Below are 24,575 nucleotides of genomic sequence, written 5' to 3' on the forward strand. Positions count from 1 at the left end.
CTTTCAAAATTATTTTCGTTTGTATTGTATAGGGGTTAAGTTTTCATCTAGTGAGCAGAATTCATAGCCCTCTTCTGCAAGGGTCTCCAAAAGAGTTGGAAGTGCCTTTAAGGTTGCATTTTTTCCGACACCATCGTGCATTAGGACAACCGGCTGGTCGAAGCTACCAACGTTAGTGCAGACATTTTCCAGAATATTTTCTGTGGTAGTGAGGTTGCTACCGTCTCCGGAGCTGACATTCCAATCATAGTAGATAAAGCCACGACGCTCCATTTCGGCAATAATATCATTTACTACAGATTTTTTGCCGTTAGTGCTACCACCGGGGAAACGGAATAGAGTAGGGCGTACACCGGTTTCTTCATAAACCCAGTTATAAACCGTTTCAAAGTCTGATAAAAAGGCATCTACAGATTTGTAGATTTTATCATAGTCATGGCTATAAGAGTGGAGCGCAAGGGTATGTCCTCGTTCTACAATTTCCTTCAAATAAGAGGTATATTCTTCGTTGTCAGTATATACCACAAAGAAGGTTGCCTTTGCATCATATTTGTCTAAGAGGTCCAAAACTTCTGGGGTCAGGTCGGAAGGCCCGTCATCAAAGGTCAAATAGACCTTTAAATCAGAAGAGTCTCCATCCTCAGAGTATGTGGCTCCGGCATAAAGATCCGGATATTTTTTTTCATAACCGGAAGAGGTGTTATCCTCATCGTCCTCATCCTCTTCTTCTTCGGAGTCAGTAGTAGTCTGGCAGTCGGCAAGTTGTGTGGTTAGTTCGTTAATATATTCTTCTTGCCCCGAAATGAAATCTTCCTTTTGCTGTAATTGTTCCTGTAAGGAAGCAATGTTGGATTGCAAAGTTTTGTTTTCTGCTTTTGCGTCAGATTCTTTCCGGCTATATGTAAAAAAGAAAAGACCACCCAGAATAAGCAGGCTTACAAGTAATAGTGATAATAAAATTACTGGTATTTTTTTCATGAAAAATCTCCTTTATATGCTGATTATAACCAGATTTTAGTATATCGAATGACAATGAGATTTGCAAGGTATTCTTGTATAATTACCCTGGACAGTGTAAAATAGAAAAAGCAGATAAAATACAAAAATAGGAGAAGGATATGAAATTTATTCATATAGCAGATGTACATTTAGGGGCGGCACCGGATAAGGACAAGCCCTGGGCAGAAGAAAGGAAAAATCATAGTTGGCAGGCGTTGGCACAGGTGATTGCTACAGCAGAGGAAGAACAGGTGGATTTACTGTTAATTGCCGGGGATTTGTTCCATCGGCAACCATTACAGCGGGAATTGAAAGAAGTAAATTATCAGTTTTCCACACTTTCTCATACGCAGGTAGTATTGATTGCGGGAAATCATGACTTTATCAGTCCGGATTCTTATTATCGGACGTTTCATTGGGCAGAAAACGTACATTTTTTGAAAAAAGAAACGATGCAGTATGTGGAGCTTCCTATGCTGCGAACCAGAGTGTATGGATTAAGTTACTGGCAGAGAGAATTGCCGGAAGCGTTGTATGAAGAGATTAACGTAGAGGAAGGTAGCTTTTTGAATATTTTGCTGGCACATGGTGGAGACGAGAAGCATATACCATTTCGGGCAGAGAACTTTCTGAAAATGGGGTTTGATTATGTGGCATGTGGACATATTCATAAGCCGATGCAGTATGTGGAAAACAGAGTGGTAATGGCAGGTGCATTACAGCCGGTAGACTGTAATGATACCGGTTCACATGGATTTTTCATGGGCGACTTAAGTGAGGAAAGATGTCAGGTGGAATTTCGTCCACTGAATTACTGTGAATATGCCGTCATGAATTTGAAGGTAATCAGCGATATTACCAATGGGGCATTGGAAGAATTCATCAAACAGAGATTGGCACAGGCACCGGAATATATGATTTTTAAAGTAATGCTTACCGGATTTTATGATGGAAGTGCACCGTTAGAAACGGAACGGTTAGAGAACTTGGAACGTGTCATTCAGGTGGTGAACCAGTGCCGTCCGGATTATGATTTTGAACAGTTGAAACAACAGTATAGTCAACAGTTGATTGGAAAATATATTCACGCCATGGAGCAGCTGCCGCAGGATGAAGTGGCAAAGCTGGCACTGTATTATGGCGTGGAAGCATTAATGGAAAGGTAGTTAATAAGAGGAATATATTATGAAGATTACAGAACTTCAGATTGATAATTTTGGACAGTTTCATCAGAAGAAAATAATGCCACAGCCAGGATTAAACATTGTATATGGCTATAATGAAAGTGGAAAGTCTACCCTTCATCAGTTTATTACCGGGATGCTTTTTGGAATGGAAAAACAACGTGGAAAGTCCGGGAAAAATGACAGCTATCAGCAGTATGAACCATGGAACAGTAGCTCTTATTATACCGGTTCTATGCGCTTTGAAGTGGATGGAAAGAGTTTTCGGATAGAACGTAATTTCTATCATAAGGAAAAAACGGCAACACTGCGTAATGAGCAGGATGGGGAAGAACTTTCAGTTAACCATGGAGATATGGAAATGCTGTTAGGCGGCATGAAGAAAAGTACTTATGAAAATACATATTGCATTCGTCAGGCGGCGGTGGAAACCGGAAAAGAATTTGCTGGTATTCTTCAGAATTATTTTGTGAATGCATCACATACTGGAGATGGAGATGTGAATCTTACCGGTGCGCAGAAAAAGTTAAAATCCAAGCAGAAGGAGTTGGAACAAAGTTATCGCAAAGCGTGGGAAGAACGCAAAAGCGCTTGTGAAAAGTTACAGCTTGCCCAGGATATTGCACAGAAGGATTTACAACAGTTAGAGCAACAGTTAGAACAGTTAAAAGCTGAAGGATATCAGACGGAAGAATTGTGGCAGGATATAGAAGAGATACCTGTGGAAAATGAAGCAAATCAGATGGCAGAACTTTTGCAGCAGGAACAGGAAGAACGACAGGAAATCCGGTATCGCAGAAGAAAGGGAGTTGCCAGTGTGGTAACACTGTTAGCTGCAATAGGAGCAGGAAGCAGAATTGCAGGAAGAGGATTAGCGGCAGCAATAAGCCCTCTTTTTGTGGTAGAAATATTGCTGGTAATTGCCGGGATAGTGGGAATTTTCTATTTTCGAAAGAAAGAGAATTCCCTGCGCAAGGAAATGCGTGAAAAAGAAGAAGAAAGCAGAGGATTTCGGGAAAAGAAAGAAGAAAATGCAGAGAAAGAATGGGCAAAGAAGCAGGCAGTGGTGCATATGCTCAAACAGCAAAAGCTGGAAAAGTGTTCCTTGCTTGCAAATCTGGAAGAGGAAATAGAAGAAACCGGAAAGAAGAGCGAAAAGGAGCAGGAGCTGGAGCGTCAGATTGCAGCCTGTGAATTGGCACTTAATATGTTGCAAAAAATATCCGAAAATGTGTATGAGGATACCAGGGAACAGCTGGAAGGTGAAATATCCGGAATTCTCTATTTTCTTACAGGTGGGAAATATGACCGAATTACATTAGATGATGACATGAATCTGGTAGTATATCAGGAGGGAAGAAGTCTCTATCCATGGCAACTAAGTCGTGGAACCATGGACCAGATGTACCTGGCATTGCGGTTGGGAACAGGAAGATTTCTTACCCAAGAGGAGTCTTTGCCGGTGTTATTGGATGAGGCATTTGTCTCCTTTGATGAAAAACGTTTGGAAAGTACATTGAAGTGGTTAGCTACACAGAAGGAGCAGATATTCCTCTTCACTTGTCAGAAGCGTGAGATGGAATTGCTTGAGCGAAATGGCATACCATACGGAAGGATTCTGTTACAAAACATATAGGAATGAGGCTAGATATGAGTAAGCGGAAAAAGAAACAGAAAAAGAAATACCGTGTATTCTGGTTTTTTGCAAAAATACAGTTGTTGCTGTTACTGATAGTAGCAGGTGCACTTGGGGTATATTATTTTGGCGGATATGCCCAGAAAGTAAGTGAATTACAGGCAGATGCGAAGCGTCTGGTGAGTCAGTCGGATGAGAGTACGTTTCGTTCGGTACAGACCAGTGTGGTATATGATGCAAATGGGCAGCAGATATCTACCCTGAAAGGGGAAAAGGATGTGTATTATCTGGAATTTGATGAGATTCCGGCTTATGCCACTGCTGCCATGGTCAGTATCGAGGATAAGAAGTTTTATCGTCATAATGGAATAGACATAAAGGCAATTTTGCGTGCGGCAAAAGCTATGATTGAAAATGGCGAGGTAACCCAGGGTGGAAGTACCATTACCCAGCAGTTGGCACGAAATGTTTTTCTAAATCAGGACGTAAAGTGGGAACGTAAGGTAGAGGAAATGTTCATTGCTGTAGAGTTAGAAAAGATATACAGCAAGGATAAGATTCTGGAATTTTATATGAATAATATTTATTTTGGAAATGGGTATTATGGAATTCAGGCCGCAAGTATCGGATATTTTAATACAGATGTTAAGAATCTATCCCTTTCCCAGATTGCATTTTTATGTGCGATTCCAAATAATCCTACGTTGTACGGCCCGGTGGAACATTCGGAAAATACCATAAAACGTCGCGACCGGATTCTCTCTAATATGTTAGAGGATGGGAAAATAAGTCAGCAAACATATGATGAGGCGATGGCGGAGACCATTACCCTAAATCGTGCGCAAAAAACGAAAAATGACTATGTAGAAACGTATGTTTATAACTGTGCAATAAAGGCAATCATGGCGCAGGAAGGATTTGAATTTAAAACAGAATTTGCTAGTGAGGAAGAAAAACAGACCTATGATGCGAATTATAAAATAGCTTATGAAGAGTGCCAAAAGAGTCTGTATACCAAAGGGTATCGGATTTATACTTCCATAGACTTAAACATGCAACAGCAACTTCAGGATGCGGTGGATTCTAATTTGGCAGAGTTCACAGAGCAGAGTGCAGAAGGAATCTATACCTTGCAGGGGGCAGCGGTGTGTATTGACAATCATACCGGTTATGTAAAAGCAATTGTAGGTGGAAGAAATCAGAATCTGCCGGGATATACGCTGAATCGTGCATATCAGAGTTTTCGTCAACCGGGTAGTGCTATTAAGCCTTTAATTGTGTATACACCGGCATTGGAGCGCCAATATACACCGGATTCCATTGTATCGGATGAGAAGATAGAGGACGGCCCTTCCAATGCGGGAGATTACTATGAAGGCGATATTACACTGCGGTATGCCGTAGAAAAATCGAAAAACACCGTAGCATGGAAGCTGTTAGAGGAATTGACGCCGGAAGTTGGTTTGTCCTACTTAAAAGAGATGAAATTTTCCAGATTGGACGCGCAGGATGCAAGACTTACCAGTGCGTTAGGTGGCTTTACCAACGGAGTATCGCCAATAGAAATGACAGCGGCTTATGCAGCCTTAGAAAACGAAGGAAAGTATAGAGAGCCGACTTGTATTACAAAAATTACAGATGCAGATGGCGTAATACTGTATGAGAATCAGATGGAAGAGAAGCAGGTCTACAAGGTAAATGCGACTCGTATGATGACGGATATGATGGTAAGTGTTATGCAGGAAGGAACCGGAAAAGGCTTGGCATTGGAAAATATGCCATGTGCCGGAAAGACGGGAACTACAAACGATAACAAAGACGGCTGGTTTGCCGGTTATACCAGTTATTACACTACCTGCGTATGGGTTGGATATGATATGCCAAAGGAATTGCCTGGGCTATCAGGATCAAGTTATCCGGGAAGTATCTGGAAGACCTTTATGGAGCAGATACATCAGGGATTGACACCGGTGAACTTTAATCCATACATTGATGAAAATAAGCAGGACTTGAACGACCAGGAGTATTTGGATAGTATACAGCAGGAGCTGGAAGGAACAGAGCAGACACCTTAAAAGAAGACGTGTACCCGTGAGGTTATTTCACAGGTACACGTCTTTTTGCGTTATAGAATATTCTATATATTTTCGTTCTTCAAAGTATCCATAATATTTTCTTTTTTAATCTTTCTCGTGGAATACAGCATAGTAGCAAATACTACAACAAACACGCTTCCCACAGCAATTACAATACTGTACCATGGAATGAAGAAACTCATATCCAAACCATTGGATACAGAATGGTAGATACACCAGGTAACCAAGATGGATACGGGAAGTCCATAGAGAAGTCCCTTGAATCCATAGAGGAGGCACTCAAAGTTCAACATTTTCTGAAAATCGTCAGGAGTCATGCCAATGGATTTTAACATAGCAAATTCTCGTTTCCTAAGGTTCATATTGGTGGAAATGGTATTAAATACATTTGCAGCCGCAATTAAGGAAATCAAGGTAATAAATCCATAAGAAAAAATATTAACTACCGTGATGATGGCGCGTTCCTGTTCCTGGTCGGCGGCATAGTCTGTCAGTGCGTCCGTAGGCAGACCATGGTTAGAAAGAATTTTTGATATATTAGCCATTGCCTGCATGTGATCTTCACAGCAAAATGTGAGAGAAGTCCATAGATGAGCGCTTAAAGGGCGTTCTTCCGGAAGTCCACGGTAGACAACACCGTCTTCTAAGTCGGAAAATACATAATCGACCATACTGTAAGGGTAGACTAAATTAATGTAGTCATAGCTAAAGTCAGTCATTTCCGGTAAATCTGCCACAGCAGTACCAACATGCAACGGAAGCATCAAACTGCATTCTTCCGGGGGAAGATCTAGCCACCCATCCTCGGAGTCTTCTGTGTTATATCTATAGGAAGCCACGATTTCTCCGTTTTCGTTCATACTATATCCATAATCTTCATATCCATCTTTTTCACGCTGGAGATAGACAATGATGTCAGAGTTCTCCACAGTGGAAAAAATAGGAAAAGTATAGTATCTTGAGTCCTGCGAATTATAAGAGTGTATAGTGTTTAATGCAATGGCAGTAGGTTGGTCCGAATTGAAATAGTCATCTTCAGAAAGATTATGGGAATTCAAATAGTCCCGAAAAGCATCATCCTCTATAAAGTGAAGTTCGATTTTGAAAAGGGTGCGCTCTCTTTCTGAATAGGAAATATCACTTGTAATGCAATTTAGCTGGGCATAGTCCTTATAGTCCTGCGTTAAGGAAGACGAGTTTACAGTGCCGTCAAACCCAATATTGCACTTGTAGGAAGCGGAGGTAATACCGGATACATCAGAAAGTTCTTCCATCAAGGTGTTTAGCTTACTGCACTCATCTTTCGAAAGAGAATAGGAAATATCATATCCATAATCGTTAAAAACGCTGTCCGTAGATTTTGCCAGGTAGGCACAAAAGCTGCTGGCGGAAATAAAAAGTACAATGCTTAAGAAAAGAGAAATTACAGTAGCGCGGTACTTTTTCCGGTTACGTTTATAGTTTTTGGTTGCCAGTACTCCTTCAAATCCAAAGAGTTTCTGAGTGAGCTTTGAAGTCTTAACTTTTCCGGGAAGAATTGCAATATCCTTATTCTGACGGATGGCCTGGATGGCAGAACATTTCGTGGCACGTCTAGCCGGAAGCCAGGCAGAAATCAAAATAGTGACCAATGAGACTAAAACCGCAATCAAAAGTGCCGGAACGGAAGCGTGTAGAGAAAGTGTTACTCCACTGTCGGCGTAGAGATATTTTGCAATAATATCTCCGGTAAAATGAAAGGTAATTCCGATTCCAATAATACCGCAAAGAATACCTAGCGGGATGCCAATCATACTTAAACAAAACGCTTCATACAGAATGCTGGAGGTAAGCTGTTGCTTGGTGGCTCCGATGGAAGAAAGCAGGCCAAACTGTTTGGTGCGTTCACTGACGGAAATAGAAAAAGCGTTGTAAATCAGTGAAATAGAGCCAAAGGCAATAATACAGATTAAAATGGTTCCAAGACTGTATACCACAGCGTTATAGGTGCGCTCTCCGGAACTTGTATAAAGTCGCAACAAACTATTATTTAGGGTTCCACTGGTTTCATCAAAATGTGTAATAGTAGTATCCAAATAGGAAAAAGCATCTGTTATCTCATTGGTACAGAAATAAATATCGTAAAAGCCATTGGCGGTGGTATCGGAAATTGTCAGAGCGGTATAGCCGGGAGCAGAATACTTTTCAAAGGTAGGGCGTTCATAGAAGCCAACTACCGTATAGGTATAAGGAGTGGTATCTGTAATTTCCTCTGTTCCTGTACCGTCTTCGTCTGTGTAATATTCCATGTGGTTATCTAATTCATGTCCGGTGGAATCCATTCTTTTTCCAAGTGCAAGGGAAATGGTAACATTTAAGTCATATACAATACCGCCATTGGTATTCAGGTGTTCCGGAAGAAGGATTTCACTGTTGTTTTTTGGCAGGCGTCCGGAAGTCAGATGAATCGGCATCAAATCAGTAAAGTTTTCTGTGACACTATAAACACACAGATATGGTTTATAGGAATTCTGGGAATTTTCCAGTTCCGCAAATCCAATACGTTTCATAAGAACAGCATCAGATACCTGATTGTCTTCGGTGATTTCTTTTGTTTCATCTTCCGTTAGATTGTACAGTGCGCCATGCCAGCTACCATCCGTATAAATGGCATGAGAAATCAAATACTGTCGTAAAGAGGAAATACTGACAGTAACGGCTGTAAACATTGCTGCAGATAAAAGAATTCCGATAATAGTAACTAATGTACGGGTACGGTTTTCTTTTAGATTTTTTCGTGTAACTTTTTGGAAAATATTCATGAGCGAATCACCTCATCTCTGGTGATTTTTCCGTCTTCAATGGCAATAATACGATTTGCCTGAAGAGCGATATTTTCGTCATGAGTAATCATAATCAGGGTTTGTTTGTATTTCTCGTTAGAATATTTCAGAAGTTCCACGATTTCCTGACTATTTTTGGAATCCAGATTTCCTGTAGGTTCATCGGCAAGAACCACAGAAGGAGCATTCATTAAGGCTCTACCAATGGAGACACGTTGTTGTTGTCCACCGGAAAGCTGGTTTGGAAGGTGATTTTCACGGCCTTCCAGAGAAAGGATGTGTAAAAGTTCCTTGAGGCGTTCCTCGTTTACTTTTCTTCCATCCATGAGAACCGGAAGGGTCATGTTCTCTGTCACATTTAAAACCGGAATCAAATTGTAGAACTGGTAAATCAGACCCACCTGGCGACGGCGAAAAATAGCAAGCTGTTTTTCGTTTTGGGCATAGACATCGGTGCCTTCCAGAAATACCTTGCCTGAGGTAGGAGTGTCTACGCCGCCTAACATATGCAGCAGAGTAGATTTTCCTGAACCCGAGGGACCAATAATTGCAACAAATTCTCCCTTTTCTACAGAAAAAGAAACGTGATTCAATGCGGTAACCTGATTTTCACCGGTACCATAGACTTTAGTAAGGTCTTCGACTCTTAAAATTTCCATAAAAATTCTCCTCTTTCTTTTTGATAGAAACAGTATATCGAGCTGGAGTGACATACCGGTGACTGTAAAGTGACATTTTTGTCACTTAGTGTTACGGTAACGCTATTTATAAAACTTCAAAATGAATCGTGCCCCGCCATCCATGCGGTTTTCTGCCTTAAGTGTACCGTTTTGTTGAGAAATAATCATGCGGGCAAGCGCAAGGCCAATGCCTACGCTTTGGTCGCTGGAATTTTCCCCTTTGTAAAAACGTTCAAATAAATGGGGAAGATCCTGTTGGGAAAAGCCGGGACCGTTGTCCTCAATGATAATTTCTGTGAAAATGGTATTTTCCTTACAGGAAGCGGTTATGGTTCCGCCTGACGGAGTATGTTCCATGCAGTTTTTTAAAATATTTAATACAGCTTCTACAGACCAGGCCAGGTCGCCGGTAAACTGTTCCTGTCCGGTTTCATAATGAACAGAGAAGGTTTGCTCCCGAAGCTCGAAAGGAATGAGAAGTGGTTCGCTGGCTTCCTTTAAAAGCTGCGTTACCGGAACGGATACATGTGTTAGATAGGCAGTGCCCGCATCCATTTTAGACATCTTAAGTAATGATTCTACCAGCCAGTCCATATGTGAAAGAAGCTGGGTCAGTTCGTACAGCAGTTCACGCTGACGTTCTGAAGAAAGGTTTGGTTCCTTTAGCAAGGACAGAATTAAATGAATAGAAGTAAGTGGGGAACGGAGCTGATGAGAGATATCTGCCATGGCGTCTGAAAGATATTTTTTATCCCGGTTCAGCGCATCCGCCTGCTCGGTTAGGCGTAATGTCATTTTGGAAAGTTCGCTTTGCAGGATAGAAAGCTCACCCTCTTGATAATTTTCAAAATGAATGGGAGTCTGGTGATGTAGCATGTCATCTAATTCCAGACTGAGTTGCGACAGCTTGCGGTAACGCCTATTTGTAACAAAAAGATGAAACAATATGAAAAAAGCACCACATCCGAGAACCAGAAAAAAGCTGTTTTTTTCAAAGAAAAAGCCCAGAGCAGAAAATATTGCAAGGGCAGGAATGTCAATCAATAGTGTTTGTTTGATTTCAGGATTGCGAAAAAAGTTCATAATAATTATGCCCCCATTTTATAGCCCATTCCGCGAATGGTTTTAATGTAAATTGGATTTTGCGGGTCATCCTCGATTTTTTCACGGAGACGTTTGATATACACCGTCAAAGTGTTGTCGTTTACAAATTCCCCTGCGATGTCCCAGAGTTCATCTAACAGGCGACTGCGAGAGAGCATAATACCTTGATTATTTAAAAATAACAGTAATAGGCGGTATTCCAGAGCGGATAGAATGATTTCAGAACCGTTTTTGGAAATGGTTCCCTTGGCTGTGTCCGCACAAAGTCCCTGATATTCCAAGAGTGAAGAAGTATTACCATAACGGCGTAGCACACTGTTGATACGGGAAATCAGTTCTCGTGGACGGAATGGTTTGGCAATATAGTCATCTGCACCTAGGTCAAGTCCGGTAACTACACTGTATTCATCTCCGGAAGCAGTCAGGAAGATGACAGGGAGGTCAGTCATAGATTTCGCTGCACCACAGACAGCAAAGCCGTTGCCATCTGCCAGAGAAATATCCAGAAGCAGAAGGTCAAAGTTCTGCGCATTTGTCTCCAAAAGTTCCAGAGCCTTCGTTTGTCCGGTGACCGCAGTAACGCCGAAACCTTCCTGCTTTAAAAACGAGGTCAAATTAGTGATAATACTTTTATCATCTTCAACCAGTAAAACTTGAATCATAAAAAACCTCCCATAAAATTTGCTATCGCTATTTTAGCATTTACCTTAAAAATTTTCAATAAAACACGCATTTTTATAGTTGAGAATACAGTCGGAATATGATACCATTTAGTCTATGAAGAACTTTGAAAGTCAAAGATAAAGGAGCGTTTAACGAAATGAAAAAATATGGATTTGGAGTAGACATCGGAGGAACTACCTGTAAGATAGGTTTATTTGAGACAACAGGTCAGATTATTGATAAATGGGAGATTCCTACAGATAAAGCAGAGGAAGGAAAAAATATTCTTCCTAATATAGCAACATCTTTGAAAGAAAAAATGGCAGCAGAAGGCATTACAAAAGAAGAGGTAGAAGGAATCGGTGTTGGAATTCCGGGACCGGTGCGCTGTGATGGAAGTGTGTCCGTGTGTGTGAATTTAGGATGGAAAAATGTACATGTTCCGAAGGAATTAGAGGACATGATGGGTGGAATTAAAGTAATGGCTGGAAACGACGCGAATGTGGCAGCTCTTGGAGAGATGTGGCAGGGTGGCGGAAAAGGTCACGAGAATGTAGTAATGGTTACACTTGGAACCGGAGTTGGCGGTGGAATTATCGTTGGCGGTAAAATGGTTGCAGGAAGTAACGGAGCAGGTGGCGAGATTGGTCACATTACAGTAAATCCATATGAAACAGTTGCATGTAATTGTGGAAGAAAAGGATGTTTAGAGCAGTATGGTTCAGCAACCGGAATTACCCGTCTGGCAAAAGAACGTCTGGCTAACGAACATGAAAGTTCTGTATTAGATACAGCAGCAGAAATTAGTGCAAAAACAGTGTTTGATGCATATAAAGAAGGCGATAAGACAGCAGCAGAAATCGTAGAGAAGTTTGGACGTATTCTGGGAAGTGCATTAAGCAATATTGCCTGCGTGGTAGATCCTGAGGTATTTGTAATTGGCGGTGGTGTATCCAAGGCCGGTGAAGTATTGGTTGATGTAGTGAAGAAGTATTACAGAGAAGCAGCATTTGCTCCTTGTGAAGATACCAGATTCGCATTGGCATCTCTTGGAAACGATGCAGGTATGTATGGCTGTGTGAAGTTGATTTTAGGTGAATAGAAAATAGAAATACATAAAAAAGGAAGAGGCAGTGCTGTGTCTCTTCCTTTTTTGGTTGTGTGCCTAGCGGCGCACGTTTCTAACGGGTTAAAGTCCCGAATCCGCCCGGTAGTGGGAAGGATATAGCCGAAAGCAAGGGTGTCGAGGGTGACCTCGAATCTGAAGGAAGCTGGATGTGAGGAACAGACTAACTCACGGGCAAATCTCTGGTCTGTGCGGTACGCATTGAAAGAGGTAACCACTACCTAAGGTAGTGCTGAACGCACAGAAGTCAGCAGAGGTCATGGTAGCCGAGAAGTGAAGGACCGAATCAGTAGGAGTCTTGAGTATGACTGAGAAAGGAGGAATGACCATCTATGGCAGAAAACATTGAAAACAATGGCTGTTCGCAAAGAGATAGTGCGGAACACGAAGGGTATGCCATTGCGTACTATCTTAAAAGGCATCTGGCACCTCCTTTCAACTACCAACTATTCACATGAATTCTTCCCAAGTTTTTCCGTCTAACTCCTTAGCAATTTGACTTGTTTCCGGAAGTACTTTACAATTTAACATTTCTGATAGATTAAAAAATTTGCTTTTCTGAATTGGATTTTTGCTAGATTTTTTGAAGTCAGTCTTATAAAAACGTTCTACAATAAAATATCTGTGTTTTATTGTTTTTAGATTATACCCATGATTGGATTCAGCATGAATAATAGCATCTTTTATTTTCGCTATCTCTTCTTTTGTAGCAGGTTCTCCACTTTCATTGACATACGAAACTTCTCCGTCAACCATCTCCGCTACAACAGTTTTTTTCAGTTTACCGATTGCTCTAATACTTTTTTCTTTATATAACCCAATATATCCATGATCAGCATATCCTCTTGACGCTTGGTCATAATAAAAATTGTATTTAAGATTATCATCAAGCGTGGCACCTGCAACTATTGCTCTCATCCAATTTTCATCATCTGGAATCAATTTTTCCTCAAAACAATACTTTTTGTAATCATCCAACACTGCTACAATCGCTGAATCACGTTCATCAACAATATCTTCCATCGCAAGAACCAATTGTTCAAAAGTCAGATTAACATGCTTTATAGGTGTTTTAATTTCATCAATCTTATCTTTATTATACTTCTTCAAAGCGGTTCCAAAGCTATCAATCAATGATTGTTTCATTGGCTTAGGATCTAAAGTCAAAAGCACCTTGATTTCTTCTGTACCAAACTGTGTAAGATGCCTTTCGAGCTGATCTTGATAGAATTGATTGTACAATTTTGTCTCCACAACAATCTTAAAACTTTTTTGGCTGATAATAGCATCTGGAACACTTTCATCACCCACTACTTGAAGATCAAATGTAATTTCTGGTGACTCATCTTGTCCTAAAATCAGCGAATTAAGCATTGAAAAAAACTTATCTGCATTATAATTATACAAACGTGAAAGCATCAGCATTGTATTTGATGTATCGACATTCTCTTTTGAATGGTATCTTTGAAAATAATGTATCTGCATGTCCTAAATCCTCCCAAACAAATTATTACAGTATCGCATCTAATATAAGCAAAATTACTTCTTCTTGCTTTAATTTTCTTATTACGTAGTTCATAAAAACTTCCGATTTATTAATATTTATAAATCAGTTGTCATTCCACACATAACATATCTCCATTAGTGCTAAAACAAGAATTACAAATTATTTCTAGCTTTAAATTCCTTCATTTCCATATTTACAAACCTTGAAATCATTTCTCTATAAAGAGCTTCAACCATATCTCGGGTTGCTCCATATTCTCCCGCTTTAGCTCTTGCCTTGGCGATGACCTTTTCTACACGATTGGTATCTTTTACACCATCTTCATTCTTTTTGAACGCAGATGCTTGTACCACATATGTTCCTCTTTCAGCTATAAGCTTAATTATTTCGTTATCAATTCTGTCTATATTCTCTCTTACCTGTTCTAAGTTTTCACATTTCATTATTCTGTCCTTCTGCATGATTATAATAATAGGAATTTAGTATGCAAGGTACTTTCGGACCCTACTTTCTAAACTATACCACAGAAACACTATTCCATCTACCAGAATGTTACTCTACGATAACATTCTCTTTTACTTTCTGCTCCACCATCTTGAATCAGTCTGTATTCATCTTCTTTCTACATCCATTACCCAAAAAAGGGTAAAAAAATAGCCATCTGGATGGTTAGTCCAAATGGCTTATGTGATAATTCTTACTGGATTATTTATTCTTTTCTTTTAGTTTTAAGATATATTCTTCTTCTGCCTGTTCTAATCGTTTCTGAATAGCTTCCTCCGATGGCAACTGCGATTTTATTTCTTGTAAGCGTATATTATCGTAAGTTGCAACTCCCATAGGTGTCTCTATTCCCTGAAAAGCCCACTGAACCTCTGTCTGGTCCTTATCTTTACATATCAGAAGACCAATTGTTGGATTATCGGATTCTGATTTCATTAACTCATTGACCGCATTTACATAGAAGTTAAGTTTTCCTGCAAACTCTGGTTCGAATGATACTGCTTTAAGTTCAACAACTACATAACAGCGAAGCTTAATATGATAAAAGAGCATATCTATTTTTCTTGTTTTACCAGCGACGATAATCTCTTTCTGTCTTCCTATAAAGGCAAATCCTGATCCAAGCTCTAACAAGAAGCGTGTAATATTCTGCTCTAATGCATCTTCCAACTCTTCCTCATCATATCCTACAGGAAGTGATACAAAACCGAAATCATAAGTATCTTTTACTATTTCCTGTGCAAGTTTTCCTTGTATGGCAGGAAGTTTTTCCGCAAAATTAGTAAGTGCATTACCTGATGATTGGTATAAATTTGCTTTAATACAATCAACAAGTGTACTTCTGCTCCAGCTTTCTTCTATTGTTTTTCTCACATAAAATAAAGCTTCTTCTATTGTTTTACATTTTGTTACTATTTCCACATGATGTCTCCATGGTACAAATCCGAAGATTGCAGGAAATTCTATTTCTGCACCAGCTTGGTGCAGTTTTTGATTTTCACTAATTTCTGCACCAACCTGTTGCAGTTTTAAGCTGTTTAAATCGATACTGTCTTCAATCGTATGAGCCATTTCTGAAAAGATATCGCTTGATGAATAAAACAAGTACCATTTTTTCATATTCCAAAGATTTCTTGCTGAAAAGCCTTTTTCATCTGGAAATTCATTTTGTAAATCGAGACTTAACTGCTCTACAATTCCTTTTCCCCATTTTTCTTCCGCTTTTCTTTCTACTAAATCCCGCCCCAGTTGCCAATTAAAGTAAAGCCGTTCTGTATTAACTTTAACAGCAGTTTTTATCTGTGTAGATATATAACGTTGCTTCACATCATGAATCCATTTTACATAGTCAGAATCTAAACTAATATCATGCGACTTCACAATATGAGGTTTTATTTCTTCAGGCATATTATTCCCCATTTCTTCATGATTTTTTCATTCAAAATTTTAATCAATTAGTGTGCGGAACAATTATCGCACACCAATTAATATATCACAAAAAGCGTTATTATACTACCGAGACATGATTTTATTCAGCCAAAGAATAAAATTGTGTTAATTGTTGACAAAAATCAAAAAACATGATATTATATCTAGGCTAATTTGATAACGATGCGTGGCTCAGCTTGGTAGAGCGCTGCGTTCGGGACGCAGAGGTCGCAGGTTCAAATCCTGTCGCATCGATTCTTGGCAGGGGCACCGCTAATCCTTGAAGTTTGATGGTTAGCGGTCTTTTTTTTCTAGAAAAATTCAATCATATTTTTTAAGTAGGCTAGAATGGTTATCTTAATCTCTTTCGGAGATTCTTTCATATCATTTTCAATCCATTTGACAATAATATTCCAAACGGCGCCAATATTGAACGCAAGAATATAATCCATACGAAGATTTTGACTTGTCTTATAAAAGGCGCTGTTCTTATCTACAACTTGGTCGTGAACAGCAGGAATAAAAGTATTCCACTTTTCCAAAAGCAGATGCAGAAGATGGTTTTTGTGGAGAAGTAAAAGAAAGTCTTTGTGTATTGTGCAAAATTCAAAAATTTCGTCAAGCACATTTGGAAGTCTGCAATCTTCTAACTGCTGGAGAGCTGAGACATATTCAAGCATAATATTATTTAGATAAGCATCTAATACATCGTCTTTGTCAGAGAAATTGCGATAGAAAGTTTTTCTGACAACCTGAGCTTCTATTACAATTTGTTTTACTGATATTTCAGCATAAGGATATTGTTCCATTAAGCGTAAAAGTGAGTTCGTTATTTCGTTTTTAGAACGAAGTGCACTTGGATTTTGTGATGGATTCATTGGGACTCCTTTCAGAAGTGACACATTTTTGAAAGATGGTGTCAGTTATGGTGAAATGGTTGATTTTGCGTCAGACGTATCTTATCATAGAAATGTAAATGACACAAGTGTGTATTTTACGCGGATAAGAGAGTGCAAAAGGGAGAGAAGGAAAATGGATGCATATATATGGTTATTTCCACTTTTATTTATTGTTCATGATATGGAAGAAATTATAGGTTTTGGCTTGTGGTTTCAAAAGAACGGAAATATGGTAGCAGAAAAATATCCAAGAATTTATAAAACGTATTGTCATTACAGTACCGAGGGAATGGCGGTAGCAGTATTGGAAATATTGTTGTTGAGCATCGGCATCACAACAATATCGAGGGTAACAGGTTTTTACGGTTTATGGATGGGAATGATTATTACATATGCTCTGCATCTTGTAGTGCATATGATTCAAAGTATTGTAGTACATAAATATATTCCGGCAGTGGGAACCAGTATTCTATGTTTGCCCATTACTATCTGGGTGATTTGCCAAAGCATAGCGATTTGTGATTTTTCTATAGGAAGTATTTTTTTATACAGTGTAATCGGAATTGTTTTGGCATTGTGTAATTTGAAACTAGCGCACGCGCTGATGAATTGTTTTACAAAATGGATGAAAACACAGGAGGAATAAGAAATGAAAGTTGCAGTAAGATATCAGTCCAGAGGTGGAAATACCAAAGCAGTAGCAGAGGTAATTGCAGAAATATTGGGAGTAACAGCGGAATCCATTGATAAGCCAGTGGAAGAAAAAGTAGATATTCTGTTTGTGGGTGGCGGAGTTTATATGTGGGATATGGATAAAAGCCTGAAACAATATATGGAAGATTTAGAGACTGAGCAGGTTGGGGAAATCGCAGGGTTTTCCACCACAGGAATGATGGATAACACATTAAAAAGAATAAGGGAGTATGGAGAGAAAAAAGGAATTCCGGTAAGCGATGAACAGTTGCTGTTAGTAATGTTGTTGAAAGGACACTCTGCATTAGGACTGACCGGTGGAAAACTAAGTGATAAGCAAAAAGAGCAGATAAAAGAATTTGTGGAAAAAGTGGTGGCGAATCATCAGTAGTAAAGAAGTATGAATGGGTAGATGTGGTATAAAAACCACATCTATTCGCATAATACGATAATTTTTCTCGGTGTCGTTTGCGGCGGAATGCTTCTGGTAGTAGCAGAATAGTAAACCAATAGAAAATTTTCACCAGGAGAGCAGTTAAAGCGCTGTCCGTTCATGGTAGAAATATCTGTGGTACGGCTAAGGTTCAACTGAAGAGAATTGTCTGTGGCAGTGAGATTACGGTCAAAGAAGCTCAATGCAACTTCTTCGTTGTTCCGAAGCGTAGTGATAAGTTCTGCCTGATATTGGGGCGGAAAAATAAGAGGTATCGGGCGTGTGGAATCGTAAAAGGCAGCAACCATCATACCGGGGCGCAGACGTCTGCTGTCGATAATAAAAGTGTTGGAAGAAATCATAAAATTTACCGGGCCATTTGGGGTGACAAGAGAAATCCTTTGGTTGCAGCAGTCTCCGGGAGTCTGTGAGACGTTTTGAATTATTCCGGTAATTGGTGTTAAAGAATTGTAATTCATGAAAATACTCCTTGTATCTCTCGGAATAAAACCGGGAGATTTATTTTTGCTGTTTCTGTAAGATATGCGGGAAGGGGAGAGGTGGGAACTATTTCTTGCAAATTTGCGAAAAATATGAAACAAAATATAGGAAGTATGATAAAATATGGTAAATACATTAGAAATAAGGTGGTAAAGATGAATATACGATTGCCAGAAGATGAAATGGTAGATGTGGGAATATTGGCTGGTTTGTTTCAAAATATGAATCAAAGCTATAAATTGTTTTGGTTTAAAGCTATCGTAGAAAAGGTCAGAGAGGGAATTTATATCATATCCCATGATGAACTAGCAAATTGTATGATAGCAGATGCCTGGTATATGGTTTTGGAATATAAATTAAGTCTTGGTGCTAGGAATACAAAATTGGTAGAAGTGGTAAAAAGAGCGGGAGAAGTTAGTAGGTTTAAATCTTCTGAAAAAAAGAAAAAATTTTAAAGTTTTTAACAGAGATTCAGGATAAGGAAATTATTGCGGGAAAGAGAAATATTGTGGAAAATGTACCTTATCGAATTTTGAGTCCATTTATAAAAAGGGTAGATAAAAAGATTTGGAATTTTGGAGAAAAGAAACTAGCAGAGGCGATAAATAAACAGCCACATTTAATGTATTATTTTGTTGATATCAATAGTTTATATAGTAGTATAGAAATACAACCGGCGTGGATTGAGTATATTAAGAAGAGTAGTGCAATTATTCTAGGATGGATTTATTATGAGATGGTAGATTATCTTCAAAAGCGAAATCCGAACGTGCCGGGAATTCCTAATAAATTGTATCCGGCACAGGAAAGGCAGGATATTTCTAAGGCCAAGAAATACTGGAAAGCAGTAGTAAGGAAAGCTAGTGCAGAAGGAAATCCGGTTATTGATATATATGGAAATATTCCATTAGAGCCAGAAAAGATAGTAATTGATCATTTTATACCATGGTCTTATCTTGCACATGACGAATTGTGGAACTTGAATCCAACGATACAGACAATAAATAGTAGTAAAGGAAATAATTTGCCGGATTGGAACAGATATGTAGATGCTTTGTGTAAGCAGAAATATGGGGCGTATCAAATTAGAAATAATAATCAGGTAATTTAGAATATATTTAGAGAATGTGAAAAAATCCATATTAATGATGAAAGAATCAGAGAAGGATTATATCGTGAAGGAAAAAGCGAGGCGGAATTTTCTAATGGATTAAAGTAATTAAAGAAAGATCAAGATGCTATCCAAAGTTTGGAGGTCGTGTTATAATAAACTTAAAATATGTATATTGGCAGGAAAAGAGTTATGGATGAGAATACAAAAAGTGGAGAGCACATTTTTGACGAATATATTGTCAAAGAGTTAATTAACGATTTATATGAATCGCTTGATGGTTTTATGTTTATTGATACGAATCATAGAAAAAAACTTGTTTAAGTACAAGATATTTTTATACTTAAGAATAACATAATTCTTATAGCATATTTTTATGGGGGCACAAATGAACGATTTAGAATTTACAAAAAAAGTAATTGGAGTATTGAATGAAGCAGAAGTGCAGAAAGTTTTGAAAAAAGCTATTACTCATGGAATGGTAATCCCTGGGTTTTCAAAGAATCCAGCAAAAGCACCTAAGCAGACTATAATGATGAGTTTATCTCAAAGAAGTAAGGGAGAATATTATTATGCAATTATTTTAAAGGTAATGTACGAATTCGCAAATAATGAGTTTGCAGATAATCAAAGATTTTTATTTGTAAAACGTTGGAGAGATAACAAAAGTGAACATGAGAAGATTGAGGAAGAATTAGGACAACAAATTGAATATATGAAGAGTGAAAATTCAGAGACGGCAGACACAACAATAGTAGCGGAAGAAGATAGAAATGTAAAATTAAAAGATGTAGAACGGGAATTGGTGAAAAAAATTACAGTTTTGCAAGAAAGGAATAAAAAGTTGCAAGCATCAATTCAACGGAAAAAAATTGAAGCCGATAATCTAAACAAAAATTTTCAAAAAGCACAAAAAGAAAATGAAAAACAAAAAACAGAAATAAATAAATTAGAGCAGCAAATTGTAGAATTAGAAATGAGTCGTGAAGTATTAAGAAAAGAAATTTTTGAAAAAAATAGTTGCATAAAGAACTTGCTAGAACAAATAGAAGAACTTAGTAAGTATCGAGAACATGCGCCTAAGATATTGTGTTTCTTGAAAACGAAAGAAGAAATAAATTTTGAGGGATGCGACGTTACAATTGCCGATAGATGGGATTTAGAAGTGAAAGAAAGTTTGGCACAAGTTGTATTTGATGAAATTTGGTATGTACATAAAGGGTTTCAATATGGTGATTTCATTGAAATGAAAGAAAATTTTACTTGTAGAATACAAGAATTTACAAATGCACAGCAATTAGTGGAATATATAGGAGGACAGAGATGAATTCAAATGATAGACAACTTTTAGGAGTTTTAACGGAAAATCTAGAAGCGAATGGAAAGCAAAATGTTTTTATAAATCGTGGGTCTTCTATTCAGTATATGGTCAAACCAATTATGTTACCGGTAGAATCAACGAATTATTATACAGGATATATAAGTTCATTTGAAGCGGATTGCGATATTGAAGATGATGAGTATTTGCCGGAGGATAGTAGGATTGATAATTTTTTGGAAAGTGTTAGGGATAAACTATTTGTTTTTTCGTATCGAGCAACAAGCGAGGGGGAATTTAATAAATTATCTAAAGTAAGTCTAGTGCCTAAACCTAACGCATTTGACAATAATACGTTGTTTTATGCGATACCTGTTTTTGCTGCGGCAAATGATGCATTGATAAATGCGTGGGAAGATGAACATAGGTGGAAACTTTACAGAGATTACAATAATTTGGGTGAATTTACAGAGATTATTAAAAGTAAAAAATCTGTAGGAAGTTTATATGGATATAGTGCCGATGAATTCAATCCCTCTTTTGTTGTTTGGAGAAGTTCAGATGGAAAATTGTATGCAATAGGAAATATTGTATCGAGTCATACTAATACGTTAGGGGGATTAATTCTTGAAGGAAATGATATATTTAAAATAGATATTAGTGATTATATAAAATTTATTGTTTATAATATCGACGTTAATCCAACGCTCTCATTTATACCAGATTCTATCTATAAAAAAATAGAAGATGAGATTCTGAAGGCTGCGATGTCAATAGAAAAAAAAGAAAATGATAACCTAGATATAGAAGAGAATGTTATTGAACAAGATAATATTCATGACAGTAATACTGATAGGAAAGAAATAAATCAATCAATTGTGGAAATTAACAAGCCAAGTAGTGAAGAATTGTTGGAAATTGACAGTTCGATAAAAAATGATGAACTTATTATTCAATCTATGGATTATCATAGTCAAAAAAGAAATCTTTTTTATAGTATAAGAGATTTTGTAAATGTTCATACGGCAATAAAGTGCAGTAACTTAGTTATTCTATCTGGATTAAGTGGAACAGGAAAATCAGCATTGGTTGATATCTATGCGCGTGCGATAGGGATTAACTATAGTGCAGCGAATCCGGATGAAAATAGATTGTTGTTTATTCCTGTTCGACCATCTTGGAATGATGATGCAGATTTGCTGGGATATGTAGATCTTGTTCATATGGTCTATAGAGCATCAGATACTGGGTTTGTAGATTTTTTAGTTAAGGCGCAAAAAGAAGAAAACAAGAATAAAATGTTTATTGTGTGCTTTGATGAGATGAACTTAGCACGTGTGGAACACTATTTTAGTCAGTTTTTATCAATTTTAGAGAGACCAGTAAACCAGAGAGAATTACAGTTATATGATGATCAGTATACAGGTAGATTATATAATTCAGCAGATTATCCAAGCCGAATAAAAATTGGGGATAACATCAGATTCATTGGAACTGTGAATATTGACGAGTCAACTTATCATTTTTCAGATAAAGTATTGGATAGGGCAAATGTTATTCAATTGGACGTGCTTAATTATGCAAATCAGTGGGTAAGGAAGCAGTATGGAACTTTGGCTAATATTAATTGGTCATATGAAGACTATAATAATTTGATAGTGAAAGTAGCAGATTCAAATATGAGCGATATCCATGAATTGATATGGGATATTCATCAGCTGATGCAGTCTGCTAGTACTAAATATGGAGTTGGTCCTAGAATTGTAAAAGCAATTGAGACATATATTATAAATTTGCCTAAGTCATCTATTGGAGAATTTAACTCTCGAATTGGTTTAGATTATCAGATTATGCAACGGGTATTAACAAAGGTTCGTGGACCAGAAAGCCAACTTGGAAATATATTAAAGGAATCTGGTGAGAATAATTTTTATAAGATATTTGATAAATACAAAAAATTATCAGATTTTTCAAAATGTAGATCTGTTGTTGAGCAGAAACAGAAGGAGTTGGAAACATATGGATATTGTGTCTAAACTTCCGTTTGAATTACAAGTAATAAAGTGTTTTCCTATAAAAACGATTCAAACAGCTACATTTTTTTGTGCTGATGAGCATCAACTTTGGAAGGAAAATAAAGTGACTCTTTCTATAGAAGAAAATGATGAAATTGAAATTTATTTTAATTCATCTGACACGAATGCTAAATTATATTTAGATGCTTTGGATATTATGCCATTAGACAATGATAATGTAAAAGAAGATGAACAAGGACATATTTATAGAGTGCCGTCGGATAAGAGTTTTGTGTTATATAAGAGTAATTCAGAATATGATGCATTGAGAGTCGATGTTTTCAAAATCACAGTTTTTTGTCAAAATCAATGGTATTATGGAACATTCCAAGTTTTGCCAAAACCAATGTCGCCGAATGAATGGCATATGATGCGAGATGATTTAGAGGCAGAAATACGTGGATTGGCACAGGATATTGTAAGAAGAAATATAGGAATCGGGAAAAATTATAACGGTAAGATTCCTCCAAAAGCATTGTATGATTTTCTTGTAATTAAAAAATATTCAAAAAATGTATTGATGTCATTGATGGATATTTCTGAAAATCCAAGGAATGAAATAAGGACACGATATGAAAATGTTTCGAGTAATAATAGTAGTAAGTATACATTTGATGCGGAAACAGTTAAACGTTATGCAATAAAATCTGGGTCTGAGCCGACTTTTAAAGTGCCAATTAAAACTACATTCTATGACATTCAAGATAACAGATTATTGAAAATGATTATTACTGAATATGAGAGTAAACTAAATCAGTTTATTGAGTTATTAGGAGACATGGAAAAGTATGCTATATTAACTAATTCAGAAGAAAACACTCAGTATAAACGTATATGGACAGATAGTCTTGCAGATTTTAAAGAAATGGCTTTGAAATTAAGAAAAATGACAGCTATTTTAAAAAATCAAGATTGGTATGCGAAGGTTTCAAATGTGTCTGAACCTTATATACCGCATTCATTTATTTTGGATGCAAGATACAATGTATTGTATCAAATGTATTTAGATTTAAGAAAGGAAAAAATGAATATTGAACTTGACCCAGAGTTTTCATATACGTGGAAAAGAAGTAGTTATCTTTATGAGATGTGGTGCTATTTTAAGATATGTAGAATTCTGTTGTCTAAGTATGAAGAAGCTGCGGGAGACTGGAAATTTGTATTTGAAGATAAGGTCTTATTTCCCTTTCTGGAAGCAGGAACAGTATTGAGATTTGAAGATACAAATATACGAGTAGAATTAGTATATGATAAAATTCTACCATTAGATAAATCTCAAACTTCGGAAGAAAATCCATTGTTTATAGCAAAGCATCATAGTAATTTTAGAACACATAATCGACCGGATATAGTGATTAATGTATATGATAAATCAACGGATTGGTATCTCGGATCTATTATAATCGAATGTAAGTATCGAAAATTGAATTCTTTTTGGTTGGAAACTTCGTCGCGATCTAGTAGAGGACAGTTGGAGTCGTATTATAATAATGCGAGATCGGTATTTTTGTTGGGGAAATTAGGCGATACATTGCAAATTCATCCAGTGACTAAGGTATTTGTATTAACACCTGATGATTTTGGAGAAGGAAGAGAGCAGAGAGATTTTAATATATTAGTAAAAGGATTTAAGCCAACAACTGATAGTGAAAAAGAAAATTCACTTAAAGAAGAACTTTTTAATGAAATTCATGCTCTTGAAAAAAGAGGTATAAGCTTGAGAGAGACCGTTGCTAAGATGAAATGATTGCAAATATAGCTTCTAGAATTTCATTTGGCATTCCCCACATCATATG

At 37.5% G+C, this 24,575-nt stretch carries 22 protein-coding genes and 1 tRNA gene; 13 read left to right on the forward strand and 10 right to left on the reverse strand.

The window, feature by feature from the left end:
* Nucleotides 1-9: 9 nt before the first annotated feature.
* Nucleotides 10-978 (reverse strand): polysaccharide deacetylase family protein, encoded by a 969-nt coding sequence (locus tag BIV20_RS01310; RefSeq protein WP_075721499.1) that lies wholly within the window; start codon nucleotides 976-978, stop codon nucleotides 10-12.
* A gap of 140 nt (nucleotides 979-1,118) precedes the next feature.
* Between BIV20_RS01310 and BIV20_RS01315 the strand changes: the two genes are divergently transcribed.
* From BIV20_RS01315 to BIV20_RS01325, 3 genes are read left to right on the forward strand one after another with little or no spacing between them, the layout of a single operon-like run.
* On the forward strand, nucleotides 1,119-2,165 hold the full coding sequence (locus BIV20_RS01315) for a metallophosphoesterase family protein (protein WP_075721498.1): 1,047 nt from the start codon (nucleotides 1,119-1,121) through the stop codon (nucleotides 2,163-2,165).
* Nucleotides 2,166-2,184: 19 nt separating this feature from the next.
* Nucleotides 2,185-3,819 carry an ATP-binding protein gene (locus tag BIV20_RS01320; protein WP_075721497.1) on the forward strand — a complete coding sequence of 545 codons (1,635 nt, stop codon included), beginning with the start codon at nucleotides 2,185-2,187 and terminating at the stop codon, nucleotides 3,817-3,819.
* A 14-nt stretch (nucleotides 3,820-3,833) separates the two neighbouring features.
* Complete coding sequence (locus tag BIV20_RS01325) at nucleotides 3,834-5,894, forward strand: transglycosylase domain-containing protein (RefSeq protein WP_075721496.1); 2,061 nt, start codon at nucleotides 3,834-3,836, stop codon at nucleotides 5,892-5,894.
* Nucleotides 5,895-5,956: 62 nt separating this feature from the next.
* On the opposite strand, the gene BIV20_RS01330 is transcribed toward BIV20_RS01325, so the two are convergent.
* The 4 genes from BIV20_RS01330 to BIV20_RS01345 all read right to left on the reverse strand — a co-directional run bounded on the left by BIV20_RS01330 (nucleotide 5,957) and on the right by BIV20_RS01345 (nucleotide 11,183).
* Entirely contained in the window at nucleotides 5,957-8,716 is a 2,760-nt protein-coding gene (locus tag BIV20_RS01330) for an ABC transporter permease (protein ID WP_075721495.1), read from the reverse strand.
* Nucleotides 8,713-9,396: an ABC transporter ATP-binding protein gene (locus tag BIV20_RS01335; protein WP_075721494.1), complete on the reverse strand. Its 684-nt coding sequence runs from the start codon at nucleotides 9,394-9,396 to the stop codon at nucleotides 8,713-8,715. Before BIV20_RS01335 ends, BIV20_RS01330 begins: the two co-directional genes overlap by 4 nt.
* A gap of 102 nt (nucleotides 9,397-9,498) precedes the next feature.
* The gene (locus BIV20_RS01340; RefSeq protein ID WP_242939861.1) at nucleotides 9,499-10,500 is read right to left on the reverse strand and encodes a sensor histidine kinase; all 1,002 of its coding nucleotides are present in this window, start codon (nucleotides 10,498-10,500) and stop codon (nucleotides 9,499-9,501) included.
* 5 nt (nucleotides 10,501-10,505) lie between these two features.
* On the reverse strand, nucleotides 10,506-11,183 hold the full coding sequence (locus tag BIV20_RS01345; protein WP_075721492.1) for a response regulator transcription factor: 678 nt from the start codon (nucleotides 11,181-11,183) through the stop codon (nucleotides 10,506-10,508).
* A 158-nt stretch (nucleotides 11,184-11,341) separates the two neighbouring features.
* Between BIV20_RS01345 and BIV20_RS01350 the strand changes: the two genes are divergently transcribed.
* Nucleotides 11,342-12,286 (forward strand): ROK family glucokinase, encoded by a 945-nt coding sequence (locus tag BIV20_RS01350; RefSeq protein WP_075721491.1) that lies wholly within the window; start codon nucleotides 11,342-11,344, stop codon nucleotides 12,284-12,286.
* Nucleotides 12,287-12,760: 474 nt separating this feature from the next.
* Here the strand turns inward: BIV20_RS01350 and BIV20_RS01355 are convergent, their stop codons facing one another.
* From BIV20_RS01355 to BIV20_RS01365, 3 genes are all read right to left on the reverse strand, one after another.
* Nucleotides 12,761-13,795, reverse strand: a complete 1,035-nt coding sequence (locus BIV20_RS01355; protein ID WP_075721490.1) for a hypothetical protein — start codon at nucleotides 13,793-13,795, stop codon at nucleotides 12,761-12,763.
* Between the two features lie 174 nt (nucleotides 13,796-13,969).
* Complete coding sequence (locus tag BIV20_RS01360) at nucleotides 13,970-14,260, reverse strand: chorismate mutase (RefSeq protein ID WP_075721489.1); 291 nt, start codon at nucleotides 14,258-14,260, stop codon at nucleotides 13,970-13,972.
* Nucleotides 14,261-14,522: 262 nt separating this feature from the next.
* Nucleotides 14,523-15,728 (reverse strand): PDDEXK nuclease domain-containing protein, encoded by a 1,206-nt coding sequence (locus BIV20_RS01365; RefSeq protein WP_075721488.1) that lies wholly within the window; start codon nucleotides 15,726-15,728, stop codon nucleotides 14,523-14,525.
* 202 nt (nucleotides 15,729-15,930) lie between these two features.
* On the opposite strand from BIV20_RS01365, the gene BIV20_RS01370 reads away from it, so the two are divergent.
* Nucleotides 15,931-16,004 (forward strand) — tRNA-Pro (locus BIV20_RS01370).
* Nucleotides 16,005-16,060: 56 nt separating this feature from the next.
* On the opposite strand, the gene BIV20_RS01375 is transcribed toward BIV20_RS01370, so the two are convergent.
* Nucleotides 16,061-16,627 (reverse strand): TetR/AcrR family transcriptional regulator, encoded by a 567-nt coding sequence (locus tag BIV20_RS01375; protein ID WP_075721487.1) that lies wholly within the window; start codon nucleotides 16,625-16,627, stop codon nucleotides 16,061-16,063.
* 154 nt (nucleotides 16,628-16,781) lie between these two features.
* On the opposite strand from BIV20_RS01375, the gene BIV20_RS01380 reads away from it, so the two are divergent.
* Nucleotides 16,782-17,294, forward strand: a complete 513-nt coding sequence (locus BIV20_RS01380) for an HXXEE domain-containing protein (RefSeq protein WP_075721486.1) — start codon at nucleotides 16,782-16,784, stop codon at nucleotides 17,292-17,294.
* 3 nt (nucleotides 17,295-17,297) lie between these two features.
* Nucleotides 17,298-17,732: a flavodoxin family protein gene (locus BIV20_RS01385; protein ID WP_075721485.1), complete on the forward strand. Its 435-nt coding sequence runs from the start codon at nucleotides 17,298-17,300 to the stop codon at nucleotides 17,730-17,732.
* Nucleotides 17,733-17,773: 41 nt separating this feature from the next.
* Here the strand turns inward: BIV20_RS01385 and BIV20_RS01390 are convergent, their stop codons facing one another.
* Nucleotides 17,774-18,253, reverse strand: coding sequence for a hypothetical protein (locus BIV20_RS01390; protein WP_075721484.1), 480 nt, complete (start codon nucleotides 18,251-18,253; stop codon nucleotides 17,774-17,776).
* 177 nt (nucleotides 18,254-18,430) lie between these two features.
* Between BIV20_RS01390 and BIV20_RS01395 the strand changes: the two genes are divergently transcribed.
* From BIV20_RS01395 to BIV20_RS01420, 6 genes are all read left to right on the forward strand, one after another.
* Nucleotides 18,431-18,730 carry a hypothetical protein gene (locus BIV20_RS01395; RefSeq protein ID WP_143524561.1) on the forward strand — a complete coding sequence of 100 codons (300 nt, stop codon included), beginning with the start codon at nucleotides 18,431-18,433 and terminating at the stop codon, nucleotides 18,728-18,730.
* A gap of 53 nt (nucleotides 18,731-18,783) precedes the next feature.
* Entirely contained in the window at nucleotides 18,784-19,386 is a 603-nt protein-coding gene (locus BIV20_RS01400) for an HNH endonuclease domain-containing protein (protein ID WP_075721482.1), read from the forward strand.
* A 192-nt stretch (nucleotides 19,387-19,578) separates the two neighbouring features.
* Nucleotides 19,579-19,710 (forward strand): hypothetical protein, encoded by a 132-nt coding sequence (locus tag BIV20_RS01405; RefSeq protein WP_278335688.1) that lies wholly within the window; start codon nucleotides 19,579-19,581, stop codon nucleotides 19,708-19,710.
* A gap of 64 nt (nucleotides 19,711-19,774) precedes the next feature.
* Nucleotides 19,775-20,713 (forward strand): hypothetical protein, encoded by a 939-nt coding sequence (locus BIV20_RS01410; RefSeq protein ID WP_075721481.1) that lies wholly within the window; start codon nucleotides 19,775-19,777, stop codon nucleotides 20,711-20,713.
* A complete protein-coding gene (locus BIV20_RS01415) occupies nucleotides 20,710-22,740 on the forward strand; it encodes an McrB family protein (RefSeq protein WP_075721480.1) in 2,031 nt (676 codons plus the stop codon). Before BIV20_RS01410 ends, BIV20_RS01415 begins: the two co-directional genes overlap by 4 nt.
* Complete coding sequence (locus BIV20_RS01420; RefSeq protein ID WP_075721479.1) at nucleotides 22,724-24,526, forward strand: nuclease domain-containing protein; 1,803 nt, start codon at nucleotides 22,724-22,726, stop codon at nucleotides 24,524-24,526. Before BIV20_RS01415 ends, BIV20_RS01420 begins: the two co-directional genes overlap by 17 nt.
* Nucleotides 24,527-24,575: the final 49 nt, after the last annotated feature.

This window comes from Roseburia sp. 499, from assembly GCF_001940225.2.
Taxonomy (GTDB): Bacteria; Bacillota; Clostridia; order Lachnospirales; family Lachnospiraceae; genus Petralouisia.

Coding starts and splice junctions, on each gene's coding strand:
- BIV20_RS01310 (WP_075721499.1), bottom strand. CDS start 978: ATGAAAAAAATACCAGTAATTTTATTATCACTATTACTTGTAAGCCTG.
- BIV20_RS01315 (WP_075721498.1), top strand. CDS start 1,119: ATGAAATTTATTCATATAGCAGATGTACATTTAGGGGCGGCACCGGAT.
- BIV20_RS01320 (WP_075721497.1), top strand. CDS start 2,185: ATGAAGATTACAGAACTTCAGATTGATAATTTTGGACAGTTTCATCAG.
- BIV20_RS01325 (WP_075721496.1), top strand. CDS start 3,834: ATGAGTAAGCGGAAAAAGAAACAGAAAAAGAAATACCGTGTATTCTGG.
- BIV20_RS01330 (WP_075721495.1), bottom strand. CDS start 8,716: ATGAATATTTTCCAAAAAGTTACACGAAAAAATCTAAAAGAAAACCGT.
- BIV20_RS01335 (WP_075721494.1), bottom strand. CDS start 9,396: ATGGAAATTTTAAGAGTCGAAGACCTTACTAAAGTCTATGGTACCGGT.
- BIV20_RS01340 (WP_242939861.1), bottom strand. CDS start 10,500: ATGAACTTTTTTCGCAATCCTGAAATCAAACAAACACTATTGATTGAC.
- BIV20_RS01345 (WP_075721492.1), bottom strand. CDS start 11,183: ATGATTCAAGTTTTACTGGTTGAAGATGATAAAAGTATTATCACTAAT.
- BIV20_RS01350 (WP_075721491.1), top strand. CDS start 11,342: ATGAAAAAATATGGATTTGGAGTAGACATCGGAGGAACTACCTGTAAG.
- BIV20_RS01355 (WP_075721490.1), bottom strand. CDS start 13,795: ATGCAGATACATTATTTTCAAAGATACCATTCAAAAGAGAATGTCGAT.
- BIV20_RS01360 (WP_075721489.1), bottom strand. CDS start 14,260: ATGAAATGTGAAAACTTAGAACAGGTAAGAGAGAATATAGACAGAATT.
- BIV20_RS01365 (WP_075721488.1), bottom strand. CDS start 15,728: ATGCCTGAAGAAATAAAACCTCATATTGTGAAGTCGCATGATATTAGT.
- BIV20_RS01375 (WP_075721487.1), bottom strand. CDS start 16,627: ATGAATCCATCACAAAATCCAAGTGCACTTCGTTCTAAAAACGAAATA.
- BIV20_RS01380 (WP_075721486.1), top strand. CDS start 16,782: ATGGATGCATATATATGGTTATTTCCACTTTTATTTATTGTTCATGAT.
- BIV20_RS01385 (WP_075721485.1), top strand. CDS start 17,298: ATGAAAGTTGCAGTAAGATATCAGTCCAGAGGTGGAAATACCAAAGCA.
- BIV20_RS01390 (WP_075721484.1), bottom strand. CDS start 18,253: ATGAATTACAATTCTTTAACACCAATTACCGGAATAATTCAAAACGTC.
- BIV20_RS01395 (WP_143524561.1), top strand. CDS start 18,431: ATGAATATACGATTGCCAGAAGATGAAATGGTAGATGTGGGAATATTG.
- BIV20_RS01405 (WP_278335688.1), top strand. CDS start 19,579: ATGGATGAGAATACAAAAAGTGGAGAGCACATTTTTGACGAATATATT.
- BIV20_RS01410 (WP_075721481.1), top strand. CDS start 19,775: ATGAACGATTTAGAATTTACAAAAAAAGTAATTGGAGTATTGAATGAA.
- BIV20_RS01415 (WP_075721480.1), top strand. CDS start 20,710: ATGAATTCAAATGATAGACAACTTTTAGGAGTTTTAACGGAAAATCTA.
- BIV20_RS01420 (WP_075721479.1), top strand. CDS start 22,724: ATGGATATTGTGTCTAAACTTCCGTTTGAATTACAAGTAATAAAGTGT.